At 66.3% G+C, this 13417-nt stretch carries 9 protein-coding genes; 5 read left to right on the top strand and 4 right to left on the bottom strand.

What is annotated here, in order from left to right; translation table 11 throughout:
• Positions 1–173: 173 nt before the first annotated feature.
• The 5 genes from AvAM_RS09790 (at position 174) to AvAM_RS09770 (ending at position 8371) form a co-directional block, all read left to right on the top strand.
• Positions 174–1631: an NCS1 family nucleobase:cation symporter-1 gene (locus tag AvAM_RS09790; protein ID WP_137746871.1), complete on the top strand. Its 1458-nt coding sequence runs from the start codon at positions 174–176 to the stop codon at positions 1629–1631.
• 81 nt (positions 1632–1712) lie between these two features.
• Positions 1713–3164 carry a dihydropyrimidinase gene (gene hydA, locus AvAM_RS09785; protein WP_137746870.1) on the top strand — a complete coding sequence of 484 codons (1452 nt, stop codon included), beginning with the start codon at positions 1713–1715 and terminating at the stop codon, positions 3162–3164.
• 26 nt (positions 3165–3190) lie between these two features.
• Positions 3191–4447: a Zn-dependent hydrolase gene (locus tag AvAM_RS09780; protein WP_137746869.1), complete on the top strand. Its 1257-nt coding sequence runs from the start codon at positions 3191–3193 to the stop codon at positions 4445–4447.
• A 120-nt stretch (positions 4448–4567) separates the two neighbouring features.
• Entirely contained in the window at positions 4568–6091 is a 1524-nt protein-coding gene (locus AvAM_RS09775) for a methyl-accepting chemotaxis protein (RefSeq protein WP_137746868.1), read from the top strand.
• Positions 6092–6304: 213 nt separating this feature from the next.
• Positions 6305–8371: a bifunctional diguanylate cyclase/phosphodiesterase gene (locus tag AvAM_RS09770; RefSeq protein WP_137746867.1), complete on the top strand. Its 2067-nt coding sequence runs from the start codon at positions 6305–6307 to the stop codon at positions 8369–8371.
• A gap of 24 nt (positions 8372–8395) precedes the next feature.
• Here the strand turns inward: AvAM_RS09770 and AvAM_RS09765 are convergent, their stop codons facing one another.
• The 4 genes from AvAM_RS09765 to AvAM_RS09750 form a co-directional block, all read right to left on the bottom strand.
• Positions 8396–9442 carry a bifunctional nicotinamide-nucleotide adenylyltransferase/Nudix hydroxylase gene (locus AvAM_RS09765; RefSeq protein ID WP_137746866.1) on the bottom strand — a complete coding sequence of 349 codons (1047 nt, stop codon included), beginning with the start codon at positions 9440–9442 and terminating at the stop codon, positions 8396–8398.
• 97 nt (positions 9443–9539) lie between these two features.
• A complete protein-coding gene (locus AvAM_RS09760) occupies positions 9540–11240 on the bottom strand; it encodes an NAD+ synthase (protein ID WP_137746865.1) in 1701 nt (566 codons plus the stop codon).
• A gap of 4 nt (positions 11241–11244) precedes the next feature.
• Positions 11245–12444, bottom strand: coding sequence for a nicotinate phosphoribosyltransferase (pncB, locus tag AvAM_RS09755; RefSeq protein ID WP_137746864.1), 1200 nt, complete (start codon positions 12442–12444; stop codon positions 11245–11247).
• Positions 12445–12489: 45 nt separating this feature from the next.
• On the bottom strand, positions 12490–13332 hold the full coding sequence (locus AvAM_RS09750; RefSeq protein WP_137746863.1) for a cysteine hydrolase: 843 nt from the start codon (positions 13330–13332) through the stop codon (positions 12490–12492).
• Between the last annotated feature and the right edge of the window lie 85 nt (positions 13333–13417).

Below are 13417 nucleotides of genomic sequence, written 5' to 3'. Positions count from 1 at the left end.
AGCACCCTTTGTGGTGCCGATTTGCAACGCATGCTGCACTGCATCTGGTGCAGTTCTTGCGTGATCTCTAGCATCGCTCGCTTCCCTTTGCCCGCCATCTGCCAGCGTGAGGGCGCTGAAACAGGCGGTGGGTTGTGTGCAACCCCAACGACGTCTTTAACAGGAGTACAGGCATGACCAACAGTACCGGCAGCGCGGCCCACGTGGCGGGGCTAATGCCCGGCGGAGCCTCCAACACGCTCGCCAATGAAGATCTGCTCCCCACCACCGCCGCGCAGCGACACTGGACGTGGAAGGACTTTGCCGCACTCTGGGTGGGCATGGTCGTGTGTGTGCCCACCTACACCATGGCCAGCTCCATGCTGGACCAGGGCTTTACCTGGCAGATGGCGGTGTGGCTGGTGTTCCTGGCCAACTGCATCGTGCTGGTGCCCATGGTGCTGATCGGTCGCGTGGGGCCCAAATATGGTGTGCCGTTTCCTGTGCTGGCGCGTGCATCGTTTGGCGTGAAAGGCGCCAACCTGCCCGCCGTGTTGCGCGGCCTGGTGGCGTGTGGCTGGTTCTCCATCAACTGCTATTTCGGCGCGCTGGCGCTGCATGGCTTTCTGAACATCCTGGGCATGGGGCTCGCGGGCCCCGCTGATGGGCAGACCATCAGCACTTCGCAGTTCATGTGCTTCCTGGCGTTCTGGGCGGTGCACATCTGGTTCATCTGGAAAGGCCCGGAGTCCATCCGCAAGCTCGAAGTGATTGCCGCGCCGCTGATGATCATTGCGTCCATTGCGCTGGTCGTCGTGCTGATGATGAAGGTGCCCTCGGGCCAGCTTTTCAACCTGCCCGCCAAGGTGGTCGAGGGCGGCCCCAAGACCTGGGCGGCGCTGACCGGCCTGGTCGGCTTCTGGGCCACGCTGGCGCTCAACATCCCGGACTTCACGCGCTTTGCCAAGTCACAGAAGGACCAGGTCATGGGCCAGGCGATTGGCCTGCCGATTCCCATGGCGCTGTTTTCCATGGTGGGCGTGATCGGCTTCTCTGCCTCGGCCATCCTGTACGGCAAGGCCCAGCTGTTCCCCGATGGTCTGCTCACGCAAATGGGCAGCGTGGCCGCAGGCCTGGGCCTGCTGGTGATCTTGCTGGCCAACCTCACGACCAACGTGGCCGCCAACCTGGTGTCGCCTTCATATGACTTCAGCCAGTGCGCGCCGTCCAAGATCAGCTTCCGCATGGGCGGCCTGATCGCTGCGGGCATCGGCCTGCTGTTCATGCCCTGGAAGCTGCTGGCCACGTCGGGCGGCTACCTGTTCACCTGGCTGGGCGGCTATGGCACGCTGCTGGGGGCCATTGCCGGCATCCTGCTGGTGGACTACTACCTGGTGCGCAAGAGCGAGCTGAAGGTTGACGACCTGTACCGCCGTGGCGGTGAATACGAATACAGCAACGGCTGGAACCTGCAAGCCCTGATCGCCTTTGCGCTGGGTGTGCTGCCCTGCCTGCCGGGCTACTTGGCCGTGTCGGGTGTGGCGGACAAGGCGGGCATGCCTGCCATCTGGCTGTCGCTGTTCGACTCGGGCTGGTTCTTCAGCCTGGCGGTGGCTGGCACCTACTACTACCTGACGGCCAAGAAGAAGTAATCCCCCGGACCTTGCCTGGGCCTGGTGCCAGTGCAGGGTCCGTTTTTTTTGAATTGATCCGTATCCCTGAAGGAGACCCCCATGAGCCAAGCCCTTGTGATCCGCGGTGGCACCGTGGTCAACGCCGACCGTGAACAGCGCGCCGATGTGTTGTGCGTCGATGGCCGCATCGTGGCCGTGGGGGAGGATGCCGCGGCCCAGGCCCCGGCGGGTGCAGAGACGCTGGACGCCAGCGGCCAGTACGTGCTGCCCGGCGGCATCGACCCGCACACGCACATGCAGCTGCCGTTCATGGGCACTGTGACCATGGACGACTTCTTCACCGGCACGGCCGCTGCGCTGGCGGGCGGCACCACGAGCATCATAGACTTTGTGATCCCCGATCCGCAGGAGCCGCTGATGGACGCCTACCGCAAGTGGCGCGGCTGGGCGGAGAAGTCTGCGGCGGACTATTCCTTCCATGTCGCCGTCACCTGGTGGAGCGAGCAGGTGCGCGCCGACATGGGCACGCTGGTGCAGGAAGAAGGCGTGAACAGCTTCAAGCACTTCATGGCCTACAAGAACGCCATCATGTGTGATGATGAAACCCTGGTGAACAGCTTCAAGCGCGCGCTGGAGCTGGGCGCCATGCCCACGGTACATGCCGAGAACGGCGAGCTGGTCTACCTGCTGCAGCAAGAGGTCGCCAAGATGGGCATCACCGGCCCCGAGGGTCATCCACTGTCGCGCCCCCCCATGGTCGAGGCCGAGGCCGCCAACCGCGCCATTGCCATTGCCGACGTGCTGGGCGTGCCCATCTACGTGGTGCACGTGAGCTGCATGGAATCGGCCGACGCCATTGCCCGTGCCCGCGCACGCGGCCAGCGCGTGTACGGCGAGGTGCTGGCCGGCCACCTGCTGGTGGACGACAGCGTCTACCGCGACCCCGACTTTGCCAAGGCCGCCGCCTATGTGATGAGCCCACCCTTCCGCCCCAAGGGCCACCAGGAGGCGCTGTGGCGCGGCCTGCAGTCGGGCCAGCTGCACACCACGGCGACGGACCACTGCACCTTCTGCGCGGCGCAAAAGGCCATGGGCAAAGAGAACTTTGCCAAGATCCCCAACGGCACCGGCGGCGTGGAAGAGCGCATGGCTGCGCTGTGGGACGGCGGTGTGAACACCGGGCGCCTCACGCCCAGCGAGTTCGTGGCCATCACCTCGGCCAACGCGGCCAAGCTGTTCAACATCTACCCGCGCAAGGGTTTCATCGGCGAAGGTGCCGATGCCGATCTGGTGGTGTGGGACCCGCAAGGCACCAAGACCTTCTCGGCCAAGACCCAGTTCAGCAAGGGCGACTTCAACATCTTCGAAGGCCGCACCGTGCGCGGCATCCCCAGCCACACAGTGAGCCAGGGCCGCGTGGTGTTTGCCAACGGCGACTTGCGCGCCGAGCAGGGCAAGGGCCGCTACATCAAGCGCCCCGCGTTTGGCGCGAACTTCCAGGCCGTGCAGAAACGCGCGCAGGACCTGGCCCCCACGGCGGTGGCGCGCTAACCGCCGCAATGCATCCGGAGAAAACCATGGACACCAAAGTGAAGACTGACATTGAGAACCTGCGCATCAACGGCCAGCGCCTGTGGGATTCGCTCATGGAGCTGGCGCAGATCGGCGCCACACCCAAAGGCGGCGTGTGCCGCCTCACCCTCACCGACCTGGACAAGCAGGGCCGCGACCTGGTCACCCGCTGGGCACGCGAAGCCGGCATGACGGTGACCATCGACAAGATCGGCAACGGCTTCATGCGCCGCCCCGGGCGCAACAACAGCCTGCCGCCCATCATGACCGGCAGCCACATCGACACCCAGCCCACAGGCGGAAAGTTCGACGGCAACTATGGTGTGCTGGCGGGCATCGAGGTGGTACGCACGCTCAATGACCATGGCATCGAAACCGAGGCCCCCATCGAAGTCGCGTTCTGGACCAACGAAGAAGGCAGCCGCTTTGTGCCCGTGATGATGGGCTCGGGCGTGTTCGCCAAGGCCTTCACGCTGGAGCACGCCTACGCCGCCACCGACACCGAAGGCAAGACGGTGAAGGGCGAGCTGGAGCGCATCGGCTACATCGGCGACCAGGAGCCCGGCGACCACCCCATTGGCGCGTACTTCGAGACCCACATCGAACAAGGCCCGGTGCTGGAAGACAACGACAAGACCATCGGCGTGGTCAGCGGCGTGCTGGGCATCCGCTGGTTTGACTGCACCGTCACCGGCATGGAAGCCCACGCAGGCCCCACGCCCATGGCCCTGCGCAAAGACGCGATGCTGGCCGCCACGCGCATCATGCAAGACGTGGTGGCCGCTGCCCACCGCCACCCGCCGCATGGCCGGGGCACCGTGGGCATGGTGCAGGTGTTCCCCAACAGCCGCAACGTGATTCCGGGCCGGGTCAAGTTCAGCATCGACCTGCGCAACAGCACGGACGAACTGGTGGACGCCATGGCCGGCGAGGTCAAGGCCTTTGCCGACCAGGTGGCCAAGGAACATGGCGTGCAGGTGCACATCGAGATGGTGTCCAGCTACCCCGCGCAGCTCTTCCAGCCCGAGTGCGTGGAGGCCGTGGGCCGCGCTGCGGCCAAGCTCGGCTACAGCCACATGCCCGCCGTCTCGGGTGCAGGGCACGATGCTGTCTACATGGCCAAGCTCGCGCCCAGCGGCATGATCTTCATCCCCTGCAAGGACGGCATCAGCCACAACGAGATCGAGGACGCCAAGCCCGAGCACATCGAGGCGGGGTGCAATGTGTTGCTGCATGCCATGCTGGAGCGGGCAGGGACCTGATCTGGCGCGGCCAGACGGGGCTCCGCGCCCCAGTTTTTAGGCCACCACGCCCACAGGATATGGGCTGCGTTGTATCTTCTGGTTACTTTAAATTTCGTATTCCGAGAAGAGGACAGGTCCATGAAGCTCAAAACCCGCATCCTGTGGCTGTGCGCCGCCACGCTCCTGGGCCTGGTCGTGCTGTCGGCCATGGCGCTGACCACGCTCTACCAGTCGATGATGAAAGAGCGCACGGCGCAGCTGTCCAACCTGGTGGTGCTGGCCCATGCGGCCGCCCAGAAGTCGCACGAAAAAGAGAAGAGCGGCGCGCTCTCGCGCGAAGACGCCATCAAGGAAGCCGCCCAGACCATCGGCAGTTTTGTGGACAAGGATAAATACTTCTTTGTCCGGGGCTTCACGAACGATGTGAACTACGTGCACCCCAACCCCAAGCGCATCGGCATCGTCGATGAAAAAGGCGGCAAGGAGGCGGGCGTGCGCTACCGCGCTGCGCTGCAGGGCGTGACCGTGGGCACCGTGACGGCCCCCGGCACGCGCCCCGGCGCCAAGGAGCCGGTGGACAAGCTCTACGCCATCATCAAGTTCGAGCCCTGGGACTGGATCATCGGTTTTGGCGACTATGTGGACGACATCGAAAACGCCTTCTGGCGCAACACGGCCATCCTGCTGTCCATTGGCGCGGTGCTGATGCTCATCGTGGCGCTGATGGCCTGGCAGATGCTGCGCACGCTGGTGCACCAGCTTGGCGGCGAGCCCCAGTACGCGGCCGAGGTGGTCACCCAGATCGCCGAAGGCAACCTGGCTGTGGACGTGCAGACGCTGCCCGGCGACACCACCAGCATCCTGCATGCCATCCGCGCCATGCGCGACAACCTCTCGCACCTGGTGAAGCAGGTGCGCGACAGCACCGACTCCATCAACACCGCGTCCTCCGAAATTGCCGCAGGCAATGGCGACCTGTCAGCCCGCACCGAGTCGCAGGCCAGCGCGCTGCAGGAGACAGCGGCCTCGATGGAGCAGCTCACCTCCACCGTGCAGCAGAACGCGGCCAACGCCAAACGGGCCGATGAGCTGGCCCGCTCGGCATCCGACATGGCCGTGCGCGGCGGTGACGTGGTGCAGCAGGTGGTGGGCACCATGGGCTCCATCGACCAGTCATCGCGCAAGATCGTGGACATCATCAGCGTCATCGACGGTATTGCGTTCCAGACCAACATCCTTGCGCTCAACGCTGCGGTGGAAGCGGCCCGCGCCGGTGAGCAGGGCCGGGGTTTTGCCGTGGTGGCCAGCGAGGTGCGCAGCCTGGCCCAGCGCAGCGCGGCCGCAGCCAAGGAGATCAAGGGCCTGATCGATGACTCCGTGGCCAAGGTGGGTGTGGGCACCCAGTTGGTGGAGCAGGCCGGCGCCACCATGGGCGAGGTGGTGGCGGGCGTGAAAAGCGTGACCACCATGGTCGCCGAGATCAGCGCCGCCAGCGGTGAACAAAGCGCGGGAATCGCCCAGGTCAACCAGGCCATCTCGCAGATGGACCAGAGCACGCAGCAGAACGCGGCGCTGGTGGAGGAAGCCCTGGCAGCCGCCCAGTCGCTGAGCCAGCAGGCCGTGGCGTTGTCGCAGACCGTGGGGCAATTCCGCGTGGCCTGACCCCGGAGGCGGGCAGCGCAGGCGGCGGGCGCAGCCCCTGCCAAAGTGGGCTGGACAAGCCATGGGAGTGTGCGAAGATGCAATTGATAATTGCTTCTGGCGCAAACCTCTCTTGCGTTTTTCTCCCACCTTCTGACCGCCCATGTCCGCCCGTTTGTCGCTGACCCTCTTGTGTGCGCAGGCCCTGGGCCTGGCGCCCGGCTGCGGGTTGGCATGACCGTGTCGGCACCCACCCCGGCAGCCCGCCTGCCGGCGGACCGCCTGCCCTCCGCCAGCGAGCTGGCCGCGCGCGCAGCCCGCTACGCGGCGCTGGAATGGCTGGCGCGCCCCGTCTGGGTGTTTGACATCGATGGCCAATGTGTCCACTGGGCCAACACCCCCGCATTGGCGGTGTGGAACGCCGCCACACTGGCCGAACTCTGTGGGCGCGACATGGGGCACGACATGTCCGAGTCGGTGGCGCGGCGGCTGGCGCAGTACCAGAGCGACTTTGTGCTGCGGGCCGACGCCAGCTTCAACGAGCAGTGGACCATCTACCCCGGTGGCGTGCCGGTGTCGCTCAATGTGCGCTTCAGCGGCCACCGGCTGCCCGATGGTCGCACGTGCATGCTGTGCGAGGCCGAGCCCGTGGGCGCGGTGCCGCCCGAGTCGCTGCGCTCGGTGGAGGCCCTGCTGCACACGGCGGTGATGATCACCCTGTATGACCAGGGCGGCGCGGCGCTGTACCGCAACCCGGCCGCGCGGGCTGCTGTGCTCAGCCCGGGCGAGCGGCTGCAGGAGCGCGTCGGTAACCCGGCGGCCTTTGCCGCGCTGTCGCGCAGCCTGGACCAGCACGGCGTGGGCACGCTCACGCTGGCGGTGCGCACCCCCCAGGGCGACCGCTGGCACGAGCTGTCGGCACGGCGTTGCAATGACGCCATCACCGGCCAGGAGGCGGTGCTGGTGAGCGAGGCCGACATCAGCGCCATCAAGCACACCGAGGAGCGCGCCAACTTCCAGTCGCTGCACGACGTGCTCACCGGCCTGCCCAACCGGGCCCATTTCACCCAGCGGTTTGCGCGCGCCATCGACGAAGCCCGCGCCCAGTCGCTGGAGGCCGCGCTGCTGCTCATCGACCTGGACCATTTCAAGGATGTGAACGACACCCTGGGCCATGCGGCGGGCGACGAGCTGCTGGTGGCCTTGTCGCAGCGCCTGCGCCATACGCGCCATGGCACCGAGGTGCTGGCCCGCTGGGGAGGCGACGAGTTCCTGGTGCTGCTGACCTCGCCGCGCATCCGCGAGGACCTGGATGCGCTGCACGAACGCATCTCTGTGGCGCTGGCTGCGCCGCTGCTGGTGGCCGGCACGCAGCTGCGCGTGACCTCCAGCATCGGTGTGGCGCTGTACCCGCAGGACGGCGAGAGCATCGAGATCCTGCTGCGCAACGCCGACCTGGCGATGTACGCGGCCAAGCAGCGCGGGCGCAACACCCTGGCCTACTTCGACGGGCACATGGCCGAGACGGTGCGCAGCCGCACCGAGTTGGAAAAAGAGCTGCGCCACGCTCTGGAGCGGGAGGAGTTCGAGGTGTACTTCCAGCCCCGGGTCGATGTGGCCACCAACCGCATCCGCGCGGTGGAGGCGCTGGTGCGCTGGAACCACCCGCGCCTGGGCATGGTGCTGCCCGCCGAGTTCATCCCGGCCTGCGAAAGCATGGGCCTCATCGGTGCACTGGGGCTGTGGGTGCTGGCCCAGGCCGCGCGCCAGCAGGTGGCGTGGGCCGCGCAGGGCTGGGACCTGGTGGTGTCCGTCAACCTGTCGCCGCGCCAGTTTGCCGCGCCCGGCCTGCTGCACGACATCACCGGTGTGCTGCGCGAAGCCGGAGTGAACCCTGCGCGCATGGAGCTGGAGATCACCGAATCCATGCTGCTGGGCGAAGACCAGCATGTGCTGAGTGTGCTGCGCGAACTGTCGGCGCTGGGCCTGACGATTGCGCTGGACGACTTTGGCACGGGCTATTCCAACCTGGCCTACCTGCAGCGTTTTCCCATCCACACGCTCAAGATCGACAAGACCTTCATCCAGGACACGGACGCCAACCGCTCGCTGGCCGATCTGATTGTGTCGCTCTCCACACTCATGAAACTCACCGCCGTGGCCGAAGGCGTGGAGACGCAGGAGCAGCTGGACTGGGTGGCAGGGCGTGGCATTGCGCAGTACCAGGGCTACCTGTATGCGCGGCCCATGCCGGTGCAGGCCCTCACAGACTGGCTGCGCAAGCACCCACTGCCGCGTTGATCGGCGGGGTTGCGGGGCGGACGGTCAGCCCCGCAGCGGCGCCCCGGTGATCGTCAGGAAGTGGTCCAGCATGTGGAAGTGGTCTTCAAAGAACTCTTCTTCCATCCCGGCGAGCTGATCGATGCGGGTCCACTGCACCAGCGCCGCATCGTCGTCGGCCTGCACCACCGGGAACGGCGCATCGCCCAGGTCGAAGTAATGCGCATGTGTGATGGTGCGCCCGCGTTGGCTGCGGTCAGGGTGGTCGAACACGGCCACTGACTGCAGCGCGGCGCGCATGTGGGCCTCGGGCAGGTTGCAGTGGGTTTCTTCCACCAGCTCGCGCAGGCAGGACTGCCACACGGTTTCGCGCTGTTCGATGAAGCCGCCGGGCACGGCCAGCTGGCCCTTGCCGGGCGCGTGCGCACGGCGGATGAGCAGCACCTGGTCCTGGCAGCGCAGCACGGCGTCCACCGTCACGAACACGGGCGGGTAGGGCGCGGCAGACCAGGCCTGGCGGTAGCCGCGCAGCATGCTCCACTCCTCCTGCAGCGCGGCGTAGTGCGGGGTGTGCACAAAGGCCTGCAGCTGGGCCAGCGTGCTCGCCGGGATTTGCGCGGCCAGCGGCGCCAGGGCTTGGTCCACGGTGGCGGCCGTGGCGCCAAAGTAGGCGTCGCGGATGGTGGTGGCGTCCATGCTGCCCTGGCGCGGCAGGTCGATCAGCGCCCAGCTGGGGAAGGCGCGCAGGTAGCTGCTGGTCGCGTCCTTGAAATGGCCCACCAGCGCAATGCGGGCACCGGGCTGGGTGTGCTGTGCCACGCCCTGGCGCACGGCCTGCACCCACACGGCTTCGTTGTAGTAGTCGCGCACGGGCAGCACGCGCACGCGGCTGCGGTCGGCCAGGGGCAGCGCGTCGCGCAGCATGGCCTCGCGCTCTGCCCAGGTGAAGGGGTTCTTGGGCGAGCGGGCCTGCCAGGCTGAGCCCACCACCACGATGACCTGGGGCGCCATGCGCAGGGCCTCGTGCAGCAGTGCGAGGTGGCCGCTGTGCACGGGTTCAAAGCGGCCGATGAGGAGGGCGGTGTCGTACATGGGTCTCCGAAATTTTGAGGTTTTTTGGCCCCTTGCGCGCGTCCATCATGCCCAAGTAGCTATTGTTTTTATAGTAATTCTACCGAAGGGGAACAGCTCACACATACCGCGCAGCAATGGGCATTTGGCGCCCGCTGCCAAATGCCCTGGGCCGTACGCGCAGGATGGGCGGGGCCTGGCGGCGTTTGTACTCGTTGCGCGCCACCATCATGCGCACCCGCTGCACCAGGGCGCGGCCTGCGTCGTCGGTCTGCAGTTGCGCCACGAACGCCTGTGCGGCGGCCAGTTCGGGGGGCGACAGACGCTCGCCTTCGATGAGCAGCTTGAGCACTTCGTCCAGCACGGGGTAGGGCGGCAGGCTGTCCACGTCGCGTTGGCCCGGGGCCAGTTCTGCCGATGGCTCCTTGTCGATGATGACCTGCGGAATCAGCTCGCGCCCCGCCTGCGCATTGACATGGCGCGACAGCGCAAACACCTCGGTCTTGTACAGGTCGCCAATCAGCCCCAGCCCGCCGTTGGTGTCGCCATACAGCGTGCAGTAGCCCACCGAGATTTCGCTCTTGTTGCCCGTGGTGAGCAGCAGGTGGCCGAAGGCGTTGGAGTATTCCATCAGCACCGTGCCACGGATGCGGGCCTGCAGGTTTTCGAGCGGCAGGCCAGAGAGCGGCGGACCGAAGCTGCCCTCGAACTGCTTTGCATAGCCCGCCACCAGCTCGGCAATCGGGTGGGTGTGCAGCTGCACGCCCAGGTTCTGGCACAGCGCCACCGAGTCATCGACCGAGCCGCTGCTGGAGTAGCGCGAGGGCATGGTCACGCCCACCACGTTCTCAGGGCCGAGTGCCTGCGCAGCCAATGCCAGCGTGAGCGCGCTGTCGATGCCACCTGAGCTGCCCACCACCACCTGGCTGAAACCGCAGCGCCGTGCGTAGTCCTTCAGGCCCAGCAGGATCTGCTGGCGGTAGAACTCCATGGTGGGCAGGCCTTCGGCGGGCACCCGTGCTGGCGTCTGCCCTTCGGCGGTGAGGAAGTGGCCGTTGTCAAACCACAGCGTGCGCAGGTCCTCCACAAAACGCGGCGCCTCGAACACGATGCCCGCCTCGGGCTCGGCCGCGAACGATGCGCCGTCGTACACCACCTGGTCGTGCCCGCCGACCTGGTTCACGTACAGGATGGGCAGGCCGTGGCGGCGCGACGAGCCGCCAAAGATCTGGTGGCGCTGCTCGCGCTTGCCCACGTGGCTGGGGCTGGCGTTGATGCTGATGACCAGGTCGGGCGCAGCGTCGCGCAGGCGCTCGAAGGGGTTGGTGGCGTAGTCGGCTCCGTGGTCGTTCCAGCCGTCCTCGCACACCAGCAGGCCCACCTGCGTGCCGCCAATGCGCAGCACCTTGGCCACGTCCGGGCCGGGCTCGAAGTGGCGGCGCTCGTCAAAGATGTTGTAGGTGGGCAGCAACTGCTTGGCGTATTGCAGGCGCACGGCGCCGCCCTGCAGCACCAGCAGGCTGTTGTGCAGGCGCTTGCCCGGGCCTGCGGCGGGTGTGGGCGCGCCCACCACCCAGTGCAGCGCGGGCAGGTCGGCCGATGCCTTCTGCAACCCCGCCAGGCCGTCCTGCACGCGTTGCAGGAAGGGTGGCTCGTCCAGCATGTCCCCGGGGTAGTAGCCGCACAGTGCGAGCTCGCTGAACACGATGAGGTCGGACTGCTCGCGGGCGGCCTGCTCGGCGGCGGCCACCATGCGGGCCACGTTACCTTCAATGTCGCCGACGGTGAGGTTGAGTTGGGCGATGGTGATGCGGAGCATGGTGTCAGTCCTTCACGTTGAAGACTTGGCGCAGGTACGCGAGGTAGGTTTCATCGTCACACAGCGTCTTGCCCGGCGTATCTGACAGCTTGGCCACCGGTTGCCCGTTGGCGCGTACCAGCTTCATCACGATGTTGAGCGGCTTCATCTCCGGTGCATCGCCCATGTCGTTGGTGAGGTGGGTGCCAATGCCAAAACCCAGCTGAGTGCGGTCGCCAAAATGCCGGTACAGTGCCAGCGCCTTGGTCAGCGTGAGCCCGTCGGAGAACACCAGCCGCTTGGTGTGCGCGTCGATGCGCAGCTTGGCATAGTGGGACAGCGCCTTCTCGCCCCAGGCCACCGGGTCGCCCGAGTCGTGCCGCAGGCCGTCGAACAGCTTGGCGAAGTACAGGTCGAAGTCGGCCAGAAAGGCGTCCATGCCCACGGTGTCGGTCAGTGCAATGCCCAGGTCGCCTCGGTATTCCTGCACCCAGTCTTCGAGCGCGGCCTTTTGAAAATCACGCAGGCGCACGCCCAGCGCCTGGTAGCTCTGCAGGTACTCGTGCGCCATGGTGCCGATGGGCACCAGGCCCAGGTCGCGTGCCAGCAGCACGTTGCTGGTGCCCTTGAACCACTGCGGCGTCTGCGTGGCAAAGGTCTGCACCACCTCGCGCTGCCAGGCGCCGCTGTAGCGGCGTCGCAGGCCAAAGTCGAACAGCTCAAAGGGGTTGCGCAGTGTGGCCTGCTGCGCCAGGTCCTGCAGCTGCTGCACCTTCACCGCCAGCCGCTCGCGGCCGCTGGCCAGGGCGGCGGTGGTATCGAAGCGGCGGAAGTACAGCTCGTTCACGATGGCCAGCACGAAGATCTCGAAGCCCATCACATGCACCTGCGGGCCCTGGGCCACGATATGCAACTGGTCGCCCTCGGCCCAGGCGCGGATGAAGCTGCGCTGGAACTGGAAGATGCGCAGAAAGTCGATGAAGTCGCTCTTGATAAACCGCAGGCCGCCCAGGTAGGCCAGCTCGTCTTCGCTGAAGCGCAGGGTGCACAGGTGGTCCAGCGCGGCATTCACTTCGGGCAACAGCTCGGCCAGCGGGTAGATGGGCTGGTTGCGGCAGACAAAGCGGTATTCGCTCTGCGTCTGTGGGTGCCGGTGCAGCAGCGCCTGCCACATGGTGAACTTGTAGAGGTCGGTGTCGAGCAGGCTGGTGATGATGGGGGACATGATTTGTTCCTGAATTAATAGCTATCAGGGGAATGTGGTCAGGCGCTAGAGGCCAATTTCATTCATGGTTTTCAGCTGTACGCCCGCGGCGCGCATGGCATCCAGGAACGCCTGGTGCTGCGCCTCGAAGCCACCCACGGGGCTCATGCCGTCGGTCAGTAGCACGATGCGGCTGGCCTGCCAGCCGGGCACCAGGCGGGGCAGGTGCTGCACGATGTGTTCGGTGGTCGAGCGCACGCAGTGGCTGCTGGCCTCGCCCGCAATCAACAGCACATCGGCCTGGCCCAGCGACAACAGCAGGGTGGTGTTGAGCGCGGTGCTGGCGTCGTCCGCATCGGGCACCTCGGCCTCGATGGCGCTGTAGTGCTCCGTCCAGGGGTTGGTGCCCTTGAACACGTTGCGCACAGCGCGTTGGCGTTGCAGTTGCCAGTCGCCACAGGCGGCCAGCACATCGGTGTGGATGCCGTGGCCCCAGCTGCCGATCTCGCAGTGCACAGGCCAGACCATGAGCGTGTAGCGGCCCTGGGCTTCGAGCGCGTCCAGGTAGGCCAGCGTGCGCGGCAGGGCGGCCGCATCGCGCGGCGTGAAGGTGCCTGCGCGCACCTGGGCGGCAGTGATGGGGGTGAAGGGCGCCACCTCTGCCTCTGCGCCGGTCTGCCAGAAGCCAGGGTGGGCGATGTCAAAGCTCTGGTGCGAGTCGAGTGTGACGGTGATGGCGTCTATCTGGCCGCCCTGTGCCCGGATGAAGGCCGCCAGCCGCTGCATGTCGGCATGGGCCCCCGCCACGGGCAGGCTGGGCGCGCGGCCTGCGGGGCAGTGGCTGGCGGGCAGGTCGCAGAAATCGTTTTGGGGGTCGATCACCAGAAGCTGGGTGGTACGCGTTGCCATGGTCTTTCTCCTTCGCTATGGTTGCAGTGTAGTTTTGTTAATTCAAATTTGCAACTAAGTAATTTGCAAGCCGATGTTTCCAATG

The organism is Acidovorax sp. NB1, from assembly GCF_005405905.1.
Classification (GTDB): domain Bacteria; phylum Pseudomonadota; class Gammaproteobacteria; order Burkholderiales; family Burkholderiaceae_C; genus Acidovorax.
Note: the sequence above shows the minus strand (reverse complement) of the source record. Positions and strands in the feature narration are given on the sequence as shown.